We start from the raw sequence: 22,010 nt of genomic DNA, 5'->3' as shown, positions 1-22,010 counted from the left end.
AATTACTGGGGTAAGCTTTACTCATAACGCTCTCTCAGTGCTGTGTACTACATATTCGCAGCTTACACTGAGTGAGCTTTTTTGCTATCTAACCGACTTTTAAAACATCCTCTTAAGATAGATGAAAAATTTTGCTTATAAAAAAGTAAAAATTTTATATAAAATAAACACTAGCTTCATACTCGCTTCATATAGGATTGCTATAGTCAGCGGAAAAACACCTGATAACGGGCAAGTGATAATACTTAAATAATGGTTGGAATGGTCATAGTATTTCACAGTCAAAAACTGGCTCTTGGAGTGCAAGACCTAGTAAATCAGAGGCAGTTCGGTGACTGCTGCATCCGGTGCTGATATTAAATAGGTTAATTCCGAAGCACGAGGCGCATTAACAGCAAAAGTATCTCAATTATCAGGAGTTGGGAGTCCGCAGTTACAACTCAAGAATCAGTAGTTGAAACTAAAGGGGATGCTCCCATTTTCTCCTTTCTTTTTTTGGCTCAATTCAAGAGGGGTTCATTTTTCATCCAAAAGCTTAAAAATTACTTTTCAGACTAGCCTCACCTCGACGATAAATTTCTCTAGCATAATCAGTCCAAACCCCTTGACCCCAATAACGAAAACAGCTTGTTTGCAATAAAAGATTATTCATCAAGGCTTCCCGATACCGAGATTCCTGAGTAACACCTTCTTTCATCTCAACCTTTTGGTGAAACAAAGCACTAAGCTGATTCATCGGAGTCAAGACATTTTCATATCCCTTTACCCAACTCAAATTATTAGTCCAAGAAGCACCATCCATGTGAAAATTTGAGTTTGTTTGCTTCAATTCTTCAATTGCATTTGCTACAGCTTCCGGAGTGTAATTATCTGCTACTCGTTCCCATATTTGGTGCTGACCAATTGGCTGACAAGTTGGATAATCATCAGGCGTACAACCAGCAGCCTCAATTAATTCTAAATATTCCGTCCCCGTCATCCCCACAGTACCCGTTCCGCTCATTTCATACCAAGCTTTCTTAAAGGCGCTGGGAAATTCATTCATCATCACGCCGCCATTTTCTCCATCTCCAATCTGAGTTACGATTGGCGGCACAGAAATTTTACCTAATTGCTGTCGAGATAGAGTTTTTGCCTCATAATAAGGCTGCATTTGTCCCACCAATTTCGTATCCGAACCTTGAGTTTTAATTAACGCCGTAATGCTCAAGGTTTCTCCTTTAGAATTACGAGCAACTAAACGGTGAGGCAAATGTTTGTATTGCAGAGATTGACCTGTTAAACTCTCAACAGAATGCTCTTGAACCATCAGCCATTTGTATCCGCATTCTTTGAGCGCTTTCACAAATTCAAAGAAAGTATCTGGATGATTTGGCAAGTGCATTTCTGGTGGAGAAAATCCTTTCACCCGCGCCAGTGCATCCCAACCAAAAATCGCTGCGAAATAATGTTGCCAAGCTTGAATATGCAACTTGATATCTGGAATTGGCGTAGAAGGGACAACTGCATGACTCCACATTGTACCAAGCCATTCTACATAAGGCTGGTAGGTTGGATCTATGGTAATGCGCTTCAGATTGTCTAAGATATCTCCGCGTCCCATTTGTCCCAATCCCCAGAGAAGATTTCCGGAGTAATCTAGCATGACGCGAGGATTGCAACCATTGGCGACAAGTTCAGGAATAAAATCTCCCATGCGACTATAACAATAGGCGAATGGTTCTGCATTATGGTTGTCTCCCTCTTGGGGATGCTCAAACATATATTGCAGGTTACTCTGGAATTCGCCATTGGAGCCTGCGGGGATGGTAGGCTGGTGCATATGGAGCGCGATCGCAAACCCTGCCGAAATATCTTCTAAACGCAGATTCGTAGTTGGTAAAAATACAGGTTCATTGCGGCTTACTACCAAATTAACCTCTTTTTCCCACCCAGAAATATTCGGCAATCCATCAATAATTTCTGGCAAAACGGGAAGCGTTACTTTAGGCGATGAAGAAAGCATGTTTTTAGCAGAATTGTAATAATCCTGCAATGATTGGGTTTAGAATAAATCCGAGTAGAGAATATTTCTAATTCTACTCAAAACGCAATATATTGCGTCGCTACGTTTCCAAAGTTTCCAGCAGTTTTTTGCTTGTGGCTTGAGTCATAAGACAAGAAGATGCTTAAAAGAGCATACAACAACTATCGTGACACAGGTTTTTCAAATTAATAGTAGCGATCGCTCCCGCTTAATCGATTCAACTACTCGGTTTCAATCAGAACTGTAACAGCTGCAACAGCGATGAGCATTTCATCATTTTTATCATTTAGAGAGGGAATTGCTCTACCTTGAACGACCATTCCGCCGGACTCGACGGTGAGAGTTTTGCGACCGAAAGGTAACACGGCTAAAACCTCTGCTTCCCGCACTTGCTCCGGGTAAGGTACTGCAACTTGTACTTCAACTATCATTTGATCGGGATCGCTTAAACCTGCAACTTCCCAGACACCAGGCAAAGCATTGTGCGCGATCGCATTTCTTACAGCCCTTGCTGCGGCGACAGTCGGTTCCTGTCCGTGCTGATCTATCCCCATACCCATCTCGATAATCAAGCGTTTACGAGCCACAGCTACCCCTCTGACGACACTTTATTTTCTAACTTTTTTAGCGGAATCTAATTGTAAAACAGCGGATGCGCGGCTTGTCCTACTCGTGCCTCATCCTTGCCGCAGTCACAGACGAGGCTAATCAATCTCAAATAGAACTGTAACAGCAACGAGCATTTCGTTATTAAATAAGTTTACCAGCCTAATGTAAATTCCAACACGCTTTTAGAGTACCAAAATTCAACACAGTTTTTAATATTTGTTGGGTTTCGCTCTCTCACGGTTTCTACCTAGAATTATTCTTAAACAACGGTATATGAAAGCTTTTCTAACTCGACGAGAAGCTTTTGTTCAATTGGTTTGGTGACAAGAAGCTGGTGTTTCAAGTCTCCCCACTTGCTGCCAGCCTGGGTTTTGTACATAGTTAAAGTTTCAGGTATTTGTCTTGACACAAGCACTCGTACCGGAGAAAGTTGACCTAGAAGCCGAGCTTTTTTATAGTGGTGCGAACGCATCAAAGCATCATCTAGTTGTCGCGCGATCGCATCAGCAGGTTGCTTGGCTGTGTCGAGTAAAAGAATATAATGTTCCTGTGGGAAAGTTGCAGGAACTAAGCTTCTAAAAAACGTTCCTTCTAGCGGCAAACTCTCGATAATTTCGCGCACGAATTCAGAATGAAGTTTCTCGCCAACTAAATCGCTTATCTCCTCACTTCTGCCGAGAAATTCCAGGCAAGGTGTATTTTTGTAAAAATGGGTGACGCGGACGCGATCGCCTATCCGATAACGATACAAACCCCCCTTTTGCGAAATAATAATCTTATAGACGTTCCCCATCTCAAGTTCGTGCAGGCGGTGAATCTTCCCTTTTTCATCCGCAAATTCAAAAAACACCTCATCGATTAGCGGAACGCATCCCTGCGCCGCAATTAGGGGAATTGTTATTGGCGCTTCAGTTGCTAGTAACCCTTTTCCTTGGATCGTGACACCAGGAAATAGCGATCGCAAAAATCCTGCACCATCCGCAGCATTACCACTATCCCAGCAAGATATCAGCTTGAGTTCTCGCCAAAGCTTTGTCCAGGGGATTTCTGGTTTTAAAAGTAACTTTTGACGTTCTGCTGATAGCTTATTTCCAAGTTCAGAAACAAGCCGTTTCTGGTGTTTTTGGATATAGTCTAGGTGAACTTTTAGAAAAGTCGGACTCCAAATTGAGATAATTTCTAGGTTTTCCTCAAGTAGCAAAGTTTGAGAAAGTTTATTTTTAAACTCTTCTGGATTGCGGAGGCTATTTATTCCGGGAGGCGAAACTAAAAAAGGGCTCAGAAATTGTCTCAACCACCCATCTAAATATTCCGAGTCATCCTTCAGCCCAACTTTAACACCTGACTCTGTGGTAGCATCGTTTCCAAGCTGAGGAGAAATGCAGAAGTATATCTTGCCAGTGGAAAATTTTGGCCCATGCTGAATTAGGTCATGCGCCCAAACACAGAACATATGATTAAATGAAGATCGCAGAGATTGTGTGTAAGGAATCCATTTAGCTGCGCCGCTACTTCCGGAAGTTTTTTCGTAAAAAAGTATGGGGTCAGGTGTAAGAATTGGAGCTTTAGTTTTTTTCTGTTTCTCAACCCATTCCTGAATCTCGTGATATTCAACAATAGGAATGCGATGCCAATCAGCAATAGAGTTGATACCTAAAAACTTGCCATATTCGCTCTTGGCAAGACGGTATACAATCTCTTGTTGAACGGATTGCTGCATCTTTTGAGGATTGTCTAGTGTATGAAGAAATTTTTGAGCAGCAGGAGAAAGAAGGTTTCCGAAGAGGTTGATAATATGGTGCATCATAATGAGGAATTAACCGTAAAGAACACAGAGAAGAGGTTAAAAGTAGGTTGGTTTCGTTACCTACACAATTTTTCAATAAGCCCTAATCTTTGGAAAACTTTTTGTTTGGATATAAATGAGTAGCAACTGGAACATAGGTTTCGTCTTCAACTGCGACCCCGGGCCCAACATGATTCCAAGCTCCTAAAAATACGTTTGTGCCAATTTTCACTTTTTTTACATACAGCATTAAGTCGTTCTTTCTGGGTTTTATGATGTGCGAATAAATTCCAATCCCGTGTCCGAAAATTACGCGATCGCCTATTTCAATTAATCCGCGATCTGAGATTTCTAGTTGTGGTGTCCAGTAAACACTTTTACCGACTTTTGCACCCCAGAGGCGAAGCCAAATGGAAAATGCGCCAGGAATTAGGCGAAGCAATGTTTCTAGTGCAGGAAAGGCGATGTATATAACTTGGATTTGGTGACTTCCCCACCAAGGTGAATACTCTTTTTTGCCTAGATAGCTAATACCTTCTTTGATTGGATAAAAAAGCTGATGAATCCGATATACCAAAAGTGGAAGTCCGTACAGCGAAAAAAGCAAAGTTAAGATGCTAAAAATTCCTGGTGAGAAACAAACCCAGAGGAAAGACAAAACAGCTAACGAGATGATTATGGCGGGGAACAATGAAAGTATTACGCTAAGAAAAGTCATTTAATTTGGGATCTTTAGAGTAACGCACTATCCTTCTTTATCAGGTGAGTTACGGCTTAACACTGAACGCAACCTACTATCTTATATTTTTAATTTGGCTTTGTAAAGGGAAAAAATAATTTTTGGGTTAGGCTTAAATTAGTTTTGATACCCAAAGATTTCGGTGCTTTATTACATTTATAATAAGTAGCGTGCATCAGATCCCAAAGCTTTAAATTTGCTCCATAGTTCCCGCTAAAGTTTTCACTCGCATGATGCCAAGCATGATCCTGGGGTAAGATGAGGAAAATCGACAGCCAACGATAAAGGGCGGAGTTTGGTTTGGGTGTGGTTGTGCTGTGTCGCCATAAGTCCAAAGCTGAACTGAGGCTGATACCTGCAATGTACCAGGTTGGATCTTGTAGTAGATAAATAAACAAAGGGTGAACCCACAAGTAGATAATTAAAAAACTTGTCCACAAGGTATTTCTAGAGGTAGAAAGAACATTCATTTCGGTGCTAGTATGATGTACCAGATGCAAATTCCATAGCCATCGACTATGCAGCAGGCGATGGTTCCAGTAATAGAGGTAATCTACAACAACGAAGCTGAGGAAAAATGCTGCGACTGGAGGCACAAATAAAGCGCGATCGCTCGGTAAAAGATAGTGGTAAAGTTGGTAAACTACTGTACCTTGCAAGATGGGTATGAGAATGCCCTGAAAAAACAAACCAACGACATCCAGAACCCAGTCTTCAAATTTTCTACATCGGAGTGCTGTTAAACTGCGGCCATTAGTAGCAGTCAGCGTCATCAAAATTACAAATGCAGCGAAAACTCCCATAAAAAAGTAATTGCTAATTGGTTAATTTCGGAATTTTAACTAACAACTTTAAATTTTTCGCCTCAACAATCTTTAAACCCAAAAATTTACTTTAACTGCCTTATCAGACAGCGTTCTAGGATCTTCGCCAGATGCAATCTTATTCCGGATAGATTCAACAAAAAGGTGGATGGTATCAGCGGGAGTATTGGCAAACTGAGTGCCATATTTTTCAATTACATCCTGTTGAATACCCAAAATTTCCACATCTTGACGGATAATGTATTGTGCAGTCCAACGCACGAAAGGACGAGCAATTTTGCTCCAGATCCCGTAGTTGAAAGTCACATCTGTATAAACGAGAGTCGAGTCTTCTGCTTCGGGTACAGACTGACTGGTAATAAAAAGCCTTCTTCTCGGCCCCATGTCGTACTCTACACTGGTGACATTCGGCATATGAAAGCTATCTGTGTGTCGAATTTCGTAACCGCCTCGGTTTAAAAAACGGCTATACCAGCCGAGGTTAGTAGTTTCATTCCGGTATTCAGCAAAAACCGATCCATTGCGTCTCTCTACCGTCATTTCTAACTTTGAACAGCGAGGCGTGCGAAATACCCCAGGATGAACAGAAACAGTGTGAGGAATATCAATAAAGTTCTCCGCACAGTTAGTAACATTGTTCCGGAAGCGGTTAATGACCCGCACCGTTTCCCATCCAGGTTTATCATAGTAAGGCATTGCAAAAGGCTCAAATTCCTCTTCTGGATTCTGCGCCAGCCTTACATACACGTATCCATCCTGCTCTTTAGTGTCATAATTCTGCGTGCGACGAGCATTAGTAGCCTTAAAATTTTCTCCCTCGGCGGGAACAGCTACCACCTTGCCAGTTTTATCGTAAACCCAGCCGTGATAGGGACACTGAATTTTTCCCTGACAGATATTTCCCCGCGAGAGACGGCTGTTTCTGTGCATACAGCGATCGCGTAGTGCAACAGGTTTTCCCTCTTCATCTCGAAAAATTGCCAGCCATTCACCTAGAACTGTGCGTTCCAGCACAGTATTAGATGTCAGATGTTCGCTGAGTGCGACAACGTACCAAAAATGTTCAAATTTCACTGCTTTTCACAATAAATCAAAAATTAAAAAAGTGTCTTGTAAATTTTTAATTTTTAATTTTAGATTTTTAATTTACAAGAGTGCGATCGCAATATCGTTCGTCAAATTCAGTTGACAAGCTAACCTTACTCGAATATCACCCGGAGCCAAAGTTTCCAAAACCTCCTTTTCTTCTTCACTTGGAGGAGGAATATCACCTTTTACAACTACAAGACAAGTCCCACAAACTCCGGTACGGCAGCCAAAAAGTACCGGGGAATTTTGCACCGTCAGATGTTCCGAAAGATTCTCATTTTTTTCCAGAGTTAGCGGTGCATAATTTGTCCCTGGAAAACTAACTACACAACGTGCATAACTCATTGCTAATTTTAGTTAATTGCTAATTCTAGGCTGAGTTTCGTTACCTCAACCAAACCCAAAAAAAATTTATAATCTGTTTCCTCTACGTTCTCCATGACTCTGCGGTTACTTTAAATTAATTATTACAAAAATACTTTGGTTTACTTATTCACTGTGTGTCAGTTAAGTTTGTTGACCATACCGAAGGTTCAAGTTGATTAACATATTGCATATACTTTACTAAAGGCATATCAATACCCAGCAACGCATTCGGATTAAAGCGAATATTGTCATATATTTTTCCATCCTCACCACGCAAAGCGTAGTATCCCAACTTGGTGAAAAAAAGTAATAGTCGCGTCATAAACCAGCCGAAAAGCCCTTGTTTTCTCTCAGCTACATAAATCGGCTGAATGCGAGTTCTGCCAGGTTCTATAGGCGTATAAGCGTAAATCATGTGCAGTGAAGGAAAAAGCCTCACATTTTTCATGGTTGTCAAAAGTCCTATACAGCCATCGGCATACCTCATGCAATATTCATACTTATCGCCCAAAATTTTTCCTCCTATACGTTCTCGGCGCGTAGTTTTGGGCAACTCGCCTTTGAGTGTAAAATCAATCAACGTGCCAGATTTATTTTCATTTAAAGATAGCTCCATTTTGATGTCTACTTTGTGGACTGTTTGCAGATGTTGAGCATCAATTCCGTTCATCATGCAAATGTGGTGGTGACAACTGCGCTCAAAGGCTTTGTCATGTATGGTTACAATTGATTTGCCTTTGAGTTCGTCGAATTCTGCTACGCCTTCGGGAGCTTTGGCATCTGGATAAATCCAAATTAGATCGTATTTTTCTTCGGTGGCATAAGATTGAAGACGGGCTTTTTCAGGAATGGTTGCTTCACAAGGGATATCCTTACAGTTACCTTCGCCATCAAATGCCCAATGATGGAAAAAGCAGCGAATAAAATTCCCATCTACTCGTCCAATTCCTAAGTCAGTTCCTATGTGCGGACAGTAGGCATCTAAGGCACGAACTTTTCCGTCTTCTCCTCGAAAGATTACTATTCTTTGTCCGCAAAGTTCTAAGGATTTTGCTTTTAAGAGGGGAAGTTCTCTGCTAGGACACGCTATGTACCAGCCTTTAGCAACAATGTCCCACTTGTTAAAGATTTTCATCTTTAAAATTGGTTGGGTGTTTTGGTTTTGTAGCTGGTTCATAAGGAAAAACCCGCACAGGCAAGAGAGAACGCAGAGGAGAAACGAGAAACCTGCTTACCAGTTGCCAATTGCCTTTTTTTGGGTAGCGAGGTATTTAGGGATGGAATTGGCAGACATGATAGACATTTCTTTGTTAGTTTTCCAAGTATAGTTGATTTTTTCGAGGTATATTTTATATGATTCGATGGCTTCTTTGTGGGTTTCGTAGCTGCGATTTAAGCCTTCGGATTCTTGGGTGAAGCATTTTTGGATCATTTCTTTAGCTTCACGATCGCTCATCCCAAAAACACGCGATCGCATCACTTCGTAAATCGCTGGGTATAAGGCAGGATCGTACCAAAATATACCATTTATCGCTGCTGAGAAGTGATAATGATCTTTCTGACAACCACGTATCCCTAAATTCGCCACAAAACTTTCAAAAGCTGTCGGCGATTTCAAGCAATTTATTACATCATGGGAGAGGATGGTAGAGCTGTTAAAATGAAAGCTCTCATCCATGAAGTGATAGTAAGAAATCTTTGCGGGAATAGGAGCTTTTTCTTGGTTGGGATGTTTTTGATAGTAATTGCTGAGTTTGTGCTGCACTAGCTTACCGTTCAGCGTCCGCACACCCCGCACCGTAAAGTATTGGCAAGCCAGAAAGGTGTTTCCCGCGCTAAGGAGTCCGAAGCACTGAAGTTGAAGTTTTTTCCACCATGCTTTTAAAGCGTTGGTGTCAGCAAAAATCATCGTTTCAGTAAAAGGCCCGCGCATCGGGTAGCTGAAGACTCGCTTTCCAAAAAGGGCAGCTTCTACCTGAGTAGAAATTGTTTTAAAAGCGTTTATGTGAGCGCGTTCTTGCCCAGATTCAAGATCCAGAATATCGCAGACTAAACGAAAGTCTTCTTGAGCATACAATCCGGCGGCGCTAGTTTGATTAAAGTAGATTGTAGCAATTTCGGCTGAGATGATTTGCGAGTAATATGCAACCCAATAAAGTTGATTTAAAATTATCCTCTGACTTGCGCTAGATTGTTCCCATAAGGGAGTACCGTAAAGTAAGGAAAATTCCTCTGGGTTCCAGTATTCATCTTGGCAATCTTCATATCGGAAAGACGCTGCTGCTTCGTCTAGTAACTGGGTATGATCTTGTTGCTTGCAGCGGGTATAATTAATCTGAAGCTTTCGGTAAACTTTTTCGGTTTCTAGAAGTGTATTGCTTTTGGGTTCTTGGATTGTTGAAGTCATACAAAGAATTTTTTGCAAGTTAAAAACCTAACCCGGTTAACAGCAAGGGAAGGGTAAATGGACTTTAAAAAACCTAACCCCCTAGCCCTATACCCTTTCAGGGAAGGGGAACCGGACTTTTACTTTCTTTTTTTCCTCTTCTTTCTTTCTCCCCTCCCCTACGAGGGGAGGGGCTGGGGGAGAGGTTTCTTAGTGAATGATATAAATTTATACACATTTTTCTGGGGGAAAAGGGAAAAATGCTCCCCGTTCCTCTAGTTCTTGAACAATAATTCCGGCTTTTGGATCTCGCATCAGGGAACGCAGGAAATTAAGCCGAGTACCGCTATGAGTTTCTGTGTCAATTTCCGAGAAAATCCTCACTTTCTGCTGGGGAGACAAATGACCTTTAACTTTTTCTACTGCGGCGACAACACTCTGAGGGCCTACTTGAATCATCTGCAAAAATAGTGCAAGACTCTCAATTATTACCTCTCGACTCGTTTCTGAAACTTGCCTTTGATTAAACAAATTGACTGCGGTACTATGATGACGTGCTTCATCATGGAGGAATTGATTTAGAATTTTACTTAAATGAGGATTTAAACAGTCCTTGGAAAGGTTTTTGTAATGGCTTAAACCCCACCCTTCCAGTACAACTTGAATCACAAATAAGAGAACTGTTTTATCCTCAGTTTCCACCAAGTTTCCCAGAAAGCGTAAGAAGGCGTTATCGGTTCCGACAGGCTCCTGAATTGGCAGCAAGCTGCTAATCTGGGAGAGGTGAGTTACTTCGTCGGCGCTGAAGAGTCCGTATAGCATACGTTCCTCAGTGGTTTCTGCTAACAGCACCATTTTCGCCATGTAACCTACGCCAGCTTTCTCCACAAAGTAGGCTTCTTCTAACAATCCGCAACTGCATAGTCGCAGAATTTCTGCTTGCTCCTCAACGCTGGAATCTTGGAAAATATTTACTTTCTGAAGACCGAAATAATGAGCATCCCAATATTGATAGCTGCCGTATTCTGAGGATACTGAATGATTGCCTAAACGACTTTTCAAAGCACCTGATAATATGCGACGCAGCTTGTCGTCAGAGCAAACATGGGGTAAGTCAAACCCAGCAGTTGCGATTTTAAAGCGATTTTGGGGGAGATTGATTCTTCCCAAAACATCGCGTGATTTTGGATTATTCACTCTGCTTCCCACGTTCCCCAAGCGATCGCGTTCTGTTTCTCAACGTGCTGAATAAACTGAATAATCGACATATCCGCCTTAGTCGGAGTCTGGAAATCAAACTTAATCGTCTGAAAAACCTGAGTATCACCTTTGGCGAAATAATTCCCTACCATCTTCGTCAACCACAGCACAACTCGATTGAAAACCCATCCTAATATACCCGGCCGCTTCTTAGTAATCAGGATAGTTTTACCTTCCGCTTTTCCTCCTTCAATCAAGCGCAAAGCGAACATAATATGAAAGTGAAGAAAATCGGGGCCTACGGTGACTGTACCAGTGCTTCCATACCAGTAGCACATACTATAAGTTACTTCATTTTTATAAAAGGGGCGGATTAACTTTATAAAAAAAGAATCTTCGCCACCACGAGTAGTATTACTGAAAGTTATCGCGTTTTCGTTAATATCGTTTTTGAGAAAAACGATTTTTAAGGGTAAATTGTGAACTGTGTTGAAATGCTGCGCGTCGATAGCATTAATCATCACAACATTAGGGTGACAGTTCTTTAGGAAACTCGATGCGATCGCGCTATCACATTCATCATCTTCTAGTTCCGGAACAAAAGGCAAAGGGTGTTTGGGAGTTTCCCCAGTCCACACCCAAATCATGCCGTATTTTTCCCCTGTATGCCACGTCCGCACTCTTACGTCCAGCGGTTTTTCCAGACATGGAATGTCTATGCACGTCCCCGCTTCGTCAAACTTCCAGTTATGAAATAAACAGCGGATGCTATTACCTTCAACCGTTCCTTCCGCCAAGTGTGCGCCCATGTGGGGACAGTACGCATCGAGTGCGATCGCTTTCCCATCTTTTCCCCGATAAATCGCTAGTTCCCTTCCCATCAGAGTTACAGGTTTTACCTCACCCACCCTAAGCATTGGAGAAGGTATCACCCAATACCACCCCTCAATAAAGCACTCTGGATTATTGAAAGTCTTGGATTTGCGAAGCGAACTAGAAGCCTTGGAATTGAGATTTACCATCATTTATATACTTAGCCAAATTGAAACCCGCCTGTATAGCCGTGATTTCTAATCGCCCGAAAATATTATGTTGTCCACCCACTCTAACCAGCAATTGGCTGAAACAATCAAGGTGTGTGGCACAAAATGATCTGTCCTCCTATTTTACAAACTACTTTCTACCATTACCGCCGGCCCAACTGGCTGTGGAGGTAGTGTAGATGGTTCCAATGTGACAGCTAAAGTTGATTTTGTAGAACTACAAGCAGCGGCAGGAATGGTAAATTCCGCTAAAACTGTTCCCTGCTGACTTGCATCAAAATTGGCACAAGCTATCTTCTTGTCATCAACTATTGCCCAAAGTCGATATATTTGACCAACAGGGGAAGCGGGAAGGTTTTGAAAGACAATAACCGCTTTTTGTTCGTTAGTATTAATCGCTATACTACCAGAGGCAGTATTTGCATTTTCTGTTCCTGTGAGAGTAAATAAGCGGGTATTGCGCTGTTGTAACACCTCAATTACCTCGTTCTGAGCCTGCACAGTTTTTAGTTGCTGCCGCAAATTGTAATTATCTAAACCTAAAGCAAGAGCTAAAAGTGCAGCCGCACCAGCAGCAATTTTGCTCCACGGTAAAGAAAACCTTTTTGGTGTTGAGGTAGGAGTTAGAGAACTATTGGCAGCTTCCAGAATGGCTGTACGCAAGTGAGGAGGAGGAGTTACTTCAGGTAAAGCATAGGGCAACATTTCCAGTGCTTCCTGCAAACTACTCACCTCTGTAGCCAATTGCGGATTTTCTGCCAGGAGTCGCTGAAATTCCAGGGCTTCTTCAGGGTTGAGGTCGCCGAGGACATAACCTGTCATTAATTCTTCTAAATGTTCAGGATTTAAAGGTTCGGTCATAATACAACTATTTAATCAATTCTCGTAGAGTTTGCCTCAGTTTTAGTAGACCCGTTCGTGCGCGAGTTTTGACCGTTCCCAAAGGAATATCTAGTTGAGTGGCAATTTCTGATTGGCTCAGGCCTTCGTAGTATGCCATTTCTAATATTTGACGCTGATTTTCTGAAAGTTCCGCCAAAGCAGCTCGAACTTGTTGCGATCGCTCTCCCAAAGACACTTGTTCAAAAGGATTGTCCGTTCTTGTTTCAGCAGTCATTGCGTGTTGCCAACGCTCCAGAAACTTCACAGAAGTGCCGCGAGAGCGAAGTTTATCAATAGCACGCGATCGCGTCATAACTGTGAGATAGCTGCTAAGAGAACCACGAGCGGGATTGTAACTATCGCTACGCCAGAGATTCAGAAAAATCTCTTGCGTTAGGTCTTCTGCCTCTTGAGGATTTCTCAAAATTTTCAGTGCTAACCCATATACAAGAGAGCCATAGCGGTCGTAGAGAATCCCCAGAGCAGAGGATTGACCAGCTTTGAGGGCTTGAAATAAATCTGTATCCATCCTCGTCGATGGAGTTTTGGGAGTGCGATCGCTAGAGTCAGGAGGCATACGTTCTGAAAAGAATGTCTAAACCGATACCTCTTCAGAGTCAAAGTCAGCACTTGTTCTGCTGCATCCCTCACAAGAGAGAATTTTCCTTTTTCTTTTATACGACCGAAAGCGCTAATTGGATGTCTGCCAACACAGTCGTAAATTTATTTCAGATTTATTTCAGTAATTTTGCGGTCAGTTGCAATCCAAAATGCCACTGACTCCGTAATAACAAGTAGGTCGGTTGAGTAAATTCCACAGCATCGCGCACGGGTTACTCAGCCCAGTTCCCATACGGTTCGTTCGGATAGTGATGTTCAGTCCAGGGGAGATACCCCTAACAGGGCTGAAGAAGGGGGCATAAAAGCCTCCCTTCTTCAGCCCTGTTAGGAGGGATCAATCCTTAACCGAACAGTATTGAGTCTAGTCCCATGTAGATCGAGATATAAAACTCCCAATGAAAAAACTGGCGCAGATAACAGCAATATCGGTAATAGTTGCAGGGCTATCATCTCTTCCTGCACAGGCTGCCACGTTCACCGAAAGCGACGACGCAGGTGAGACTCTCAGTACAGCCCAGATCCTCTCAACAATGCCAATGCCCCTACAGTCAATCTCTGGGATGCTTTCTGGAGATGCTGACCTATTCCAAATCTTCTTAACTGGCGGTCAGACATTCTCGGCGACAACAGTCGGTGGGGCTGATTTTGATACGCAGTTGTTCCTATTCGATAAAGATGGCTTCGGAGTCTATTCTAACGATGAATCAACTGGGAGTATGGGGCAATCCACGCTGCCAATGAACAATCCGTTCACCCCAACCAAATCCGGCATTTATTACTTGGGAATCTCTGGTTTTGACTACGATCCTGTCAGTAACAAGGGTGAAATTTTCCCTGATTTTCCTGATTTTCCTGATGTTGCCTTCGATGCAGTTGTTGGGGCGACTGGTTTTGGTGGTGATTCACCTTTGAAGGAGTTTGACGGTGCGATCTTGAGCAGTGGTGGTAGCTACACAATTGCCCTAACCGGAGTTCAAACGGCAGGAAATACGAGCATCCCTGAACCCTCCTCTGCGTTAGGGATATTGGCGCTGGGTGCTTTGGGTGCATCACGGCTAAAAAACCAGAAAAACAACTTACCTAGTTAACTCTCATCCCCTGCGATTAAATTTCCCTTCACTCAATGCCTACGCAAAAACGCTGACCTCGGAATTATTTGCAGGCAATTGAGCGCACCTCTATTAGGAGCAATCTTATGACATTTTCCTCGCGGCGCAAACTGTTAAAAATGGGCCTTTGCGGTTTTGGCGCACTAGCTTTGACGACCATCCCAAAAGCATTAACAGCACAGCCTAGTCGCACCACAAAAACCCTGACATTTAATGCTGATGACATTGGTATCCTCAACTTTGCTTTATTGCTAGAGGAACTAGAAGCAGCATTTTATCTATCCGTTGTTAAGTCTGGCAAAATTACCAATCCCAGAGAACTCGATTACATGAGAGCCTTGGGTATTCACGAAGGCGAACACGTAAAATTTTTGCGTAGCGTACTTGGCTCGGATGCCACATTCAACACCAGAGACCTCAACTTCAACCAAGCTGGGTTGGCTGGCGTACTGACCGACCGCACCACGATTTTGAATACAGCTTTGACATTAGAGGACGTGGGCGTACACGCCTACAATGGCGCGGGAACAAGCTTAAAAAATCCTACTTACCTGCTGGCGGCTGGTTCGATTGTGAGTGTTGAAGCTCGTCACGCAGCGGGGGTACGTGGGTTGGTGGGTCGCCCTGCTACAGAAAGCGATAGCGATCGCATAATCAAAGACCCTAACTTAGTACCTGAACTCAACCCCTTTAAGGGACGGGCATACGATGAGTTGTACACGCCTAAACAAATTGTGGCTATTGTCAGCTCTTTCCAGCTTCTAAACAACCCCATCAACGGGGCGCTCGTCGCTTGAGATGTATAGAGGTATTTGACAATGAAAATCTTTTCAACCCTAACAGCACAGCAGGCGACAGAAAATATGCACTCAAAGAGCTTTAACCTCCGACTCATACGCCCCATCGCCACCGCTGTACAAGCTGTAGTGCTGGTTTCTTTAATATTTCTATCAGTGTTGATCGCTCCAGCCGCACCTGCCTATGCTCAAGGCGCAGTGCTGACACCCCGGCAAGTGGTGGAATATGCCCTAACCCTAGAAAAGCTGGAAGCTGATTTTTACGTCAAAGCGATCGCTTCAACCCAGAACGGGGGTTTGGCGAACGCTCCCCAACCAGCCAAGAATGCGATCGCATCCTATGGACAAGATGAGGCTCAACACGTTGTTGACTTGTCAGCTGTATTGACAGCTTTGGGAGGCAACCCAGATGCGATTACTATTCCAGCCAACCCCAATTACAATGCCATCTTAGGTCGCAATCCATTTACTAATCTTGCAGATTTTTTACTCGCAGGACAATACGTTGAAGATTTGGGAGTAGCAGCTTATAAAGGCCAAGTACAGAACTTGCTGGCAGCTGGAGAAGCTGGCAAAACTGTGTTAGCCGGAGCCTTAGAAATTCACACTGTAGAGGCGCGGCACGCTGCGGGCTTCCGATACCTGCGGCAAACTCTGCTCAATGCCGACATCCGACCTTGGATTAGAAATCAAAATGAGGTGATTTACAACGAAAATCGGACTGGTTTCCCAATTCCGTTTAGTGGTGAAGCCTTTGATGGCTTCGCCACAAGTGATGAAGTATTGGCGCTGGTAGCTCCAATTCTGCGTCCGTAAAAACCTAAGTTTAACGATCACCATCCCCAATATTCGGTTACTTTCTTCCCGCTCAAAAATTACTCTTTACGTAGGTTGAGAAGCCACCCCCGCGCGCGGGGGTGGCTTTTGAGCGCCAGCGAAACCCCAGGCTAAAACTCGATATTTAGCTGGAGTAGATTAAATAGGGCTTACACACGTCAACACGCTGTAGGGGCATGGCATTACCCCTACGACAGAATCAGGCATTCACTAATTAACTGCGTAAGTCTTGTTAAAGTTTAGTCTGTAACCAGCTAACGAGAAACAGATGATAGAAATCAAACCGATACAATCACACCAAGTTGAAGAAGTTAAGCGGGTAATTGTTGAGGTTGCCTGTGAAATTTGGCAGCTTCCTGAAGAAGAGATCGCCCGTTACGATGCCATGTCTGACATAGATGATATGCGATCGCACTACTTCGACAATAACGGCACGTTCTTAGTGCTTATCGATGATAGTAGGGTTGTGGGAAGCGGAGCTATCCGGCGTTTGAATGACGACATCTGCGAACTGAAGAGGATGTGGTTTTTCAAAGATTACCGAGGACGAGGTTTGGGGATGAAAATGGCCCAGATGCTCTTACATTTTGCCCGGAAAACAGGTTACAAGAAAGTCAGACTTGATACAACTGATAAAGAAAAACAAGCACAAGCCCTGAAGCTCTACAAGCGACTCGGCTTTTATTTTATCGAGCGATACAACGATGGTTTCTGCACTGTATTCATGGAGAAAATGCTCTAAAAGCTAATAAGCTCTTAAAATTTAAAATTATCCTTCCACTCAGAGACTCGGAACAATTAAACGAAGGATTTGCCTCCTTCAATAGTCAAGAAATCCCAGGCATATTTTGAGGCAGAGCCTCATCAATAGCATTCCCAGTCAGAGAGTGGGAACGAGGAAAGAAACCGGGGTTTTTAGCCCCAATTTTGAATACTATACCGATGCCCTAGCTATTAACATCAGTCAAGCGAGAGTTCAGGAATCGATCCATCCAATTTGCCAAATAAGCCCGATTTGCTTGCTGCTGATCTTTATCAGTGCTATCGATAGGGTAGGGTGCCAATCCCAAGATGGCAGCGGTTGTTACGCAGAACATTGACTTTTGAAAACTGATGCAAATTTGTACTCGCAAATCATCTTCTCCTCGACGGCTGCGGCGGTAGATATCATGCATATAGTCTGGCAAGAAGTGCCGCATATCTTGCATCAGCAAAGTTGGTGGAATTCCAGCACCGCCAATCGGTAACGGATCGGCATACAAAGCGCCATAATCAAATCTACTTTGATCTGGGGAAATTTGCTGTGCCTGAGCGTTAAAAGAAACTGTACCTTGAAAAGGCGTTCCCCGGAAGAAAATCGCTTCTACGTAGGGTAGTGCTGTATCTGCTAGAAAAGTTAAACCGACTTCTTTGGGAATTATTTCATACACCTGTCCTTTAATTGGCACGGCATATGTAATCGGCAAGTTAGCAGCTGCAACTAATTCGGCGCGGATATGTTCTACCACGTCGGGAATTGATTTAATTTCTCCGCCATCGTATCTGTCAGATAACTCGATAAACATATCGCTCATCACCCGCCAGAATTGCCCCAGCCCACTGTAATAAGCTAAGGTTCGCACCTGTTCTGGCAAGAATTCTGGAAATAGGCTATTGAGTCCTTGGATGAGGAAGTTGTTTTTAATTGCTGCTTGGATTGCTGGCTCTATTCGTGCTTTAAATTCTGGAGAATCTAGGTATGTATCTAAACCGCCGCCACCGTGCCATAGCATTCCCCTCATGCAGTATTCAGCGTACTCATAATTAATCCGGTCGTGCCACCAATGGCGCAGCAATTTTTTTAGAGAAATGTCGCCATTGAAGTATTTAAAGAAGGGAAAAAGCACTAAAAATTGATGTTCAGCGATGTAGATGAGATTCTTAGAATAAGCATCTAAAACTATTCCATAACTTTTGAGAATCCCTACAACTTCCATCACATTTTCTGGCGTGTCGGATAGTAAGGCACCCCCATTCATTAGTCGGTTAATGTACTCTGCCAGAGGGTGATTTGAAAATTTTAATGTAGTGCCGATCATTGCTGGTACTCCTTAGTCATTAGTCATTAGTCATTAGTCATTAGCTATCTTGTGTATGGCTAATTCCTATTTTCTTTATTACAGTTAACAATTAGCCATTAACAAGATAGCAAGTGACTAATGACTATTAACAGAAGAAATTTGCGCGATGGCTGGTCGTGTAATCATTGCTGTTGTGGTGGTTTCACTCCAACGCGCTACCCAGTTGGGAGAGATTCCCAGAATGACGATCAGGATAGCTAAAAATATAGACGGATAGCGATCGCTCCACTCTACTGGTGGCAAATTCATCACTCGTTCGGAAAGTCGTCCGAAGAAGGCGCGATTAACCAGCAGCAAGAAGTACACTGCTGTTAAACCTGTACCCACCATGCACAACAGGGTTTGAACGGGAAATACTGGAAAACTGCCCCGAAATACCAAAAATTCGGAAATAAAGCCCACCATACCCGGAATACCAGAGCTAGCCATCACCCCCAACACCATTAGACTACCAATCAGGGGCAAGCCGCGTTCTGGGTTGAGTAAACCTTTGAGGGCATCTAAATCGCGGGTGCCAGTTTTTTTGTAAACGACACCGACCAGGAGAAACAGCAGTGCGGAAATTAAACCGTGGCTGATCATTTGGAAGACAGCTGCCAAAATGCTTACGGGAGTTGCTGCTGCTGCTGCTAAAAGAATGTAGCCCATATGAGCGATTGAGCTATAGGCAACCATTTTTTTCATATCTGTTTGCGCGATCGCTGTGAAGGCACCATACAGTACGCTCACCGCCGCCCAAGTCGCCAGCCAGGGAGCCAGATACGCCCACGCCTGGGGGAACAACCCTAAGCCAAAACGTAGCAAACCATATGTTCCCAACTTCAACAGCACTCCCGCTAATAGCACTGAAACCGGGGTTGATGCTTCTACGTGGGCATCTGGCAACCAGGTATGGAATGGCACTAAGGGTATCTTAATACCAAAGCCTATCAAAATTCCAGACAGCAGTAGTAGTTGTGTGCCTAAAGGTAAGGACAAGGCATACAATTTTTCAAACTCAAAAGTAGTTCCCCCGCTGAGCAAAACCAGCCCAAAGAAAGATGCGAGGAGTAAAATTCCCGAAACTGCGGTATAGATCAGAAATTTTGTTGCTGCGTAGCTTCGCTTTTCTCCTCCCCAAATAGCAATCAACAGATACAGCGGAATCAGTTCCACCTCATAAAACAGGAAAAACAGCAGCAAATCCTGCGCCAAAAATGCCCCTGAAACTCCGGCATTTAAAAGCAAAATCAAAGAGTAATAAAACCGTGGTCTATTGATAGAATCATCAGTGCTGTAGAGGGCAATTAGTGTTAAAAGACTATTTAAAACCAGTAAAGGCAAAGATAAACCATCCACACCAAGATGATAGGTCAAACCTAATGTATCAATCCAAAGAATGAACTCAGAAAACTGTAGGAGTCCATCCTCTGGGTGAAACTGGCTCACCAGTAAAATAGACCAAATTAAAACGCCACCCATAACCACCAACGACACTCGACGGGCAACTTGGGCGGTGAGCTGGGGCCAAAACCCAACGATGAGAGCGCCTAACACAGGCAGCCAAATTAAAGCACTAAGCATGATAGGGATTAGGGACTAGGGACTGGGGAGAAACTTAAGAGTTAGAAGTTATTAATTCCTAATTTCTAACTCTTGTATGGCAAATTAAAAAATTTCAGCGCTTAACAAAGTTAAAATTGGCCAGAGCATCAGAATTGTCAAACCGCTTAAACCCAGGAGGATAGTTAGTAAATAAAACTGGGACTGACCGGAAACGTTGTATTTCAAGCTTTGCCCGCTGAAAATGGTAACAACACCAACGAGGTTAACCAGTCCATCTACCACGTAGCGGTCAATCCAAGCATTTAACCGGGAAAGCCGATCTACAGCAAAAACTACACTCAGGCGGTAAAGTCGGTCAATGTAAAAGTCGTAGGCGAACAAATCTTGGAGAAATCGGAAGGGAACCCGAATTGATCTAGACCAATTTCTCGGCAAATAAATAACTGCCCCGAAGCTACAACCGATTAAGCCAGATATCATCACTAGCAATAGGGCTGGTTTGTTCAGGTACTCCCAATCAGGCAACAGTGACAAGCTTTGCATCATCAATGGTACTAGGAGAGTTAACACTGTCAAACTCACCATTGGCACAGCCATAGTCCAAGCTACTTCTGGCGCTCTTTTCGCCTTCGCTTGGGGTTCACCCAAGAAAATCAGACGAAAAACGCGGGTTAAATTTAATGCTGTCAAGCCGTTAACTATCAGCAATACTGTCACCAGCCAGGGTTGGTGTGTCCAAAAGTCATCCATTCCCAGGCGCAATGCCCAAAATCCGCCCAGTGGGAGTAGTCCAATTAATCCAGCGCTACCGACGACAAAGGCGGTGGTGGTAGCTGGCATCCGCGACCAAAGACCGCCCATTTCTGTAAGGTTTTGGGTGTTAGTTGTCAAAATCACGCAGCCAATGCTCATGAATAAGAGAGCTTTGGCGATCGCGTGAGCAAACAACAACATTAGAGCGAAACCCGTCCATTGCGTTCCGACAGCGATAAATACTATACCCAAGTAAGCGCTGGTGGAATGGGACAAGGCGCGTTTAATGTCAATTTGAGCGATCGCTACCAAACAAGCACCTATCGCTGTTACCGTCCCAATTACTACCAACGCGCTTGAAGCCACAGGCGAAAGAATTAACACAGGCTGGAGTTTAATCAGCACATATGCGCCGCAAGCTACCACCACAGAGTTCCGCAAGATGGAAGCTGGGTTGGGCCCTTCCATCGCTTCATCCAGCCAAAGGTGCAGCGGAAATTGGGCGCATTTTCCCGTAGGGCCAGCAATCAAAGCCAAACCTAACAAAGTTGCCGTCAGTGGTGACAAGGTGGCAGTTTCTGCCCACTCATACAAATCGGGAAAATCCAGGGTTCCCGATAAAGTCGCTAGCGCCACCACTCCCATCAGCAGCAAGATGTCTCCTACCCGCTTAGTTAAAAAGGCATCTCTTGCTGCCGTTATTACCAAGGGTTGTGCATACCAGAACCCCACCAGTAAATATGTCGAAAGGGTGAGAACTTCTAAAAGGCAATAGCTGAGCAATAATGAATCGCTAATCGCCAAGCCACTCATCGCTCCTTCAAAAAATCCCATCAGGGCAAAGAAGCGAGCCAATGCCCAATCTTTCTCCATATATCCCAGAGCGAACAGTTGCGCTAAAAGGCTTAAACCAGTCACCAATTCCATTGCCCCAACACTCACGGCTGAGATATCTACGGAAAATGTCAGGTCTAAATCTACAACTTGCAGCCAGTGGAAAACTAACTTTATCGGCTCTTGGTTCCAGGTGGATCTAAAGACAATTGTGCCATGAAGAAACGCCAAGAAAGTCATCAACACATTAAAGTAAGCAGCTGGTCTGGGGCCTGTGCGGCGGATCATGCCTGTAGACCAGGGTAAGGTCAAAACGGCACCAAGTAAGCTATAAAAAGGCACCCACCAACTTGTCTGGGTGAGAAACTCTGTCATAGAAAAAGGCCTTTGCTATTTCAACATCAATTTACTTAAAATTGTTCATAGTTTATTGTGCAGCACAAA

20 protein-coding genes are annotated in these 22,010 nt (G+C 43.5%); 4 read left to right on the top strand and 16 right to left on the bottom strand.

Translation table 11 applies throughout. The annotated features are described in order from the left end of the window. Positions 1-535: 535 nt before the first annotated feature. The 13 genes from H6F66_RS10100 to H6F66_RS10040 all read right to left on the bottom strand — a co-directional run bounded on the left by H6F66_RS10100 (position 536) and on the right by H6F66_RS10040 (position 13,527). On the bottom strand, positions 536-2,005 hold the full coding sequence (locus tag H6F66_RS10100; protein ID WP_190420737.1) for a glycosyl hydrolase family 57: 1,470 nt from the start codon (positions 2,003-2,005) through the stop codon (positions 536-538). 242 nt (positions 2,006-2,247) lie between these two features. Next, complete coding sequence (locus H6F66_RS10095) at positions 2,248-2,613, bottom strand: Lin0512 family protein (RefSeq protein WP_190420735.1); 366 nt, start codon at positions 2,611-2,613, stop codon at positions 2,248-2,250. 281 nt (positions 2,614-2,894) lie between these two features. Continuing rightward, a complete protein-coding gene (locus tag H6F66_RS10090; RefSeq protein WP_190420750.1) occupies positions 2,895-4,439 on the bottom strand; it encodes a GH3 auxin-responsive promoter family protein in 1,545 nt (514 codons plus the stop codon). 85 nt (positions 4,440-4,524) lie between these two features. Further along, positions 4,525-5,139 (bottom strand): acyl transferase, encoded by a 615-nt coding sequence (locus tag H6F66_RS10085; protein WP_190420733.1) that lies wholly within the window; start codon positions 5,137-5,139, stop codon positions 4,525-4,527. Between the two features lie 89 nt (positions 5,140-5,228). Then, positions 5,229-5,963, bottom strand: coding sequence for a sterol desaturase family protein (locus H6F66_RS10080; protein WP_190420731.1), 735 nt, complete (start codon positions 5,961-5,963; stop codon positions 5,229-5,231). Between the two features lie 72 nt (positions 5,964-6,035). Next, complete coding sequence (locus H6F66_RS29290; protein WP_190420730.1) at positions 6,036-7,058, bottom strand: Rieske 2Fe-2S domain-containing protein; 1,023 nt, start codon at positions 7,056-7,058, stop codon at positions 6,036-6,038. Between the two features lie 72 nt (positions 7,059-7,130). Further along, positions 7,131-7,418 (bottom strand): 2Fe-2S iron-sulfur cluster-binding protein, encoded by a 288-nt coding sequence (locus H6F66_RS10070; RefSeq protein WP_190420728.1) that lies wholly within the window; start codon positions 7,416-7,418, stop codon positions 7,131-7,133. Positions 7,419-7,566: 148 nt separating this feature from the next. Beyond that, on the bottom strand, positions 7,567-8,616 hold the full coding sequence (locus H6F66_RS10065) for an aromatic ring-hydroxylating dioxygenase subunit alpha (protein WP_242019052.1): 1,050 nt from the start codon (positions 8,614-8,616) through the stop codon (positions 7,567-7,569). 54 nt (positions 8,617-8,670) lie between these two features. Continuing rightward, the gene (locus H6F66_RS10060) at positions 8,671-9,846 is read right to left on the bottom strand and encodes a P-aminobenzoate N-oxygenase AurF (RefSeq protein WP_190420725.1); all 1,176 of its coding nucleotides are present in this window, start codon (positions 9,844-9,846) and stop codon (positions 8,671-8,673) included. 207 nt (positions 9,847-10,053) lie between these two features. Continuing rightward, the gene (locus H6F66_RS10055; RefSeq protein ID WP_199295006.1) at positions 10,054-11,022 is read right to left on the bottom strand and encodes a ferritin-like domain-containing protein; all 969 of its coding nucleotides are present in this window, start codon (positions 11,020-11,022) and stop codon (positions 10,054-10,056) included. Next, complete coding sequence (locus tag H6F66_RS10050) at positions 11,019-12,050, bottom strand: aromatic ring-hydroxylating dioxygenase subunit alpha (RefSeq protein WP_199295005.1); 1,032 nt, start codon at positions 12,048-12,050, stop codon at positions 11,019-11,021. Before H6F66_RS10050 ends, H6F66_RS10055 begins: the two co-directional genes overlap by 4 nt. Positions 12,051-12,191: 141 nt before the next feature. Continuing rightward, positions 12,192-12,929, bottom strand: coding sequence for an anti-sigma factor (locus H6F66_RS10045; RefSeq protein ID WP_190420723.1), 738 nt, complete (start codon positions 12,927-12,929; stop codon positions 12,192-12,194). Between the two features lie 7 nt (positions 12,930-12,936). After that, positions 12,937-13,527 carry a sigma-70 family RNA polymerase sigma factor gene (locus H6F66_RS10040; protein WP_190420721.1) on the bottom strand — a complete coding sequence of 197 codons (591 nt, stop codon included), beginning with the start codon at positions 13,525-13,527 and terminating at the stop codon, positions 12,937-12,939. A 439-nt stretch (positions 13,528-13,966) separates the two neighbouring features. On the opposite strand from H6F66_RS10040, the gene H6F66_RS10035 reads away from it, so the two are divergent. From H6F66_RS10035 to H6F66_RS10020, 4 genes are all read left to right on the top strand, one after another. Beyond that, on the top strand, positions 13,967-14,659 hold the full coding sequence (locus H6F66_RS10035; protein WP_190420719.1) for a PEP-CTERM sorting domain-containing protein: 693 nt from the start codon (positions 13,967-13,969) through the stop codon (positions 14,657-14,659). Between the two features lie 107 nt (positions 14,660-14,766). Next, the gene (locus tag H6F66_RS10030; protein WP_190420717.1) at positions 14,767-15,477 is read left to right on the top strand and encodes a ferritin-like domain-containing protein; all 711 of its coding nucleotides are present in this window, start codon (positions 14,767-14,769) and stop codon (positions 15,475-15,477) included. A gap of 21 nt (positions 15,478-15,498) precedes the next feature. After that, complete coding sequence (locus tag H6F66_RS10025; protein ID WP_242019051.1) at positions 15,499-16,293, top strand: ferritin-like domain-containing protein; 795 nt, start codon at positions 15,499-15,501, stop codon at positions 16,291-16,293. 289 nt (positions 16,294-16,582) lie between these two features. After that, positions 16,583-17,056, top strand: a complete 474-nt coding sequence (locus tag H6F66_RS10020) for a GNAT family N-acetyltransferase (RefSeq protein WP_190420715.1) — start codon at positions 16,583-16,585, stop codon at positions 17,054-17,056. 205 nt (positions 17,057-17,261) lie between these two features. Here H6F66_RS10020 and H6F66_RS10015 read toward each other — a convergent pair whose 3' ends face one another. From H6F66_RS10015 to H6F66_RS10005, 3 genes are all read right to left on the bottom strand, one after another. After that, complete coding sequence (locus H6F66_RS10015) at positions 17,262-18,392, bottom strand: CO2 hydration protein (protein ID WP_190420713.1); 1,131 nt, start codon at positions 18,390-18,392, stop codon at positions 17,262-17,264. Between the two features lie 117 nt (positions 18,393-18,509). Next, positions 18,510-19,997, bottom strand: a complete 1,488-nt coding sequence (locus tag H6F66_RS10010; protein WP_190420712.1) for an NADH-quinone oxidoreductase subunit M — start codon at positions 19,995-19,997, stop codon at positions 18,510-18,512. A gap of 84 nt (positions 19,998-20,081) precedes the next feature. Continuing rightward, positions 20,082-21,941 (bottom strand): NAD(P)H-quinone oxidoreductase subunit F, encoded by a 1,860-nt coding sequence (locus tag H6F66_RS10005; protein WP_190420711.1) that lies wholly within the window; start codon positions 21,939-21,941, stop codon positions 20,082-20,084. Positions 21,942-22,010: the final 69 nt, after the last annotated feature.

This window comes from Trichocoleus sp. FACHB-6, assembly GCF_014695815.1.
In the GTDB taxonomy this organism is placed as follows: Bacteria; Cyanobacteriota; Cyanobacteriia; order Cyanobacteriales; family FACHB-T130; genus Funiculus; species Funiculus sociatus.
Note: the sequence above shows the minus strand (reverse complement) of the source record. Positions and strands in the feature narration are given on the sequence as shown.

Coding starts and splice junctions, on each gene's coding strand:
- H6F66_RS10100 (WP_190420737.1), bottom strand. CDS start 2,005: ATGCTTTCTTCATCGCCTAAAGTAACGCTTCCCGTTTTGCCAGAAATT.
- H6F66_RS10090 (WP_190420750.1), bottom strand. CDS start 4,439: ATGCACCATATTATCAACCTCTTCGGAAACCTTCTTTCTCCTGCTGCT.
- H6F66_RS10085 (WP_190420733.1), bottom strand. CDS start 5,139: ATGACTTTTCTTAGCGTAATACTTTCATTGTTCCCCGCCATAATCATC.
- H6F66_RS10080 (WP_190420731.1), bottom strand. CDS start 5,963: ATGGGAGTTTTCGCTGCATTTGTAATTTTGATGACGCTGACTGCTACT.
- H6F66_RS10070 (WP_190420728.1), bottom strand. CDS start 7,418: ATGAGTTATGCACGTTGTGTAGTTAGTTTTCCAGGGACAAATTATGCA.
- H6F66_RS10065 (WP_242019052.1), bottom strand. CDS start 8,616: ATGAACCAGCTACAAAACCAAAACACCCAACCAATTTTAAAGATGAAA.
- H6F66_RS10060 (WP_190420725.1), bottom strand. CDS start 9,846: ATGACTTCAACAATCCAAGAACCCAAAAGCAATACACTTCTAGAAACC.
- H6F66_RS10050 (WP_199295005.1), bottom strand. CDS start 12,050: ATGATGGTAAATCTCAATTCCAAGGCTTCTAGTTCGCTTCGCAAATCC.
- H6F66_RS10045 (WP_190420723.1), bottom strand. CDS start 12,929: ATGACCGAACCTTTAAATCCTGAACATTTAGAAGAATTAATGACAGGT.
- H6F66_RS10040 (WP_190420721.1), bottom strand. CDS start 13,527: ATGCCTCCTGACTCTAGCGATCGCACTCCCAAAACTCCATCGACGAGG.
- H6F66_RS10035 (WP_190420719.1), top strand. CDS start 13,967: ATGAAAAAACTGGCGCAGATAACAGCAATATCGGTAATAGTTGCAGGG.
- H6F66_RS10030 (WP_190420717.1), top strand. CDS start 14,767: ATGACATTTTCCTCGCGGCGCAAACTGTTAAAAATGGGCCTTTGCGGT.
- H6F66_RS10025 (WP_242019051.1), top strand. CDS start 15,499: ATGAAAATCTTTTCAACCCTAACAGCACAGCAGGCGACAGAAAATATG.
- H6F66_RS10020 (WP_190420715.1), top strand. CDS start 16,583: ATGATAGAAATCAAACCGATACAATCACACCAAGTTGAAGAAGTTAAG.
- H6F66_RS10015 (WP_190420713.1), bottom strand. CDS start 18,392: ATGATCGGCACTACATTAAAATTTTCAAATCACCCTCTGGCAGAGTAC.
- H6F66_RS10010 (WP_190420712.1), bottom strand. CDS start 19,997: ATGCTTAGTGCTTTAATTTGGCTGCCTGTGTTAGGCGCTCTCATCGTT.
- H6F66_RS10005 (WP_190420711.1), bottom strand. CDS start 21,941: ATGACAGAGTTTCTCACCCAGACAAGTTGGTGGGTGCCTTTTTATAGC.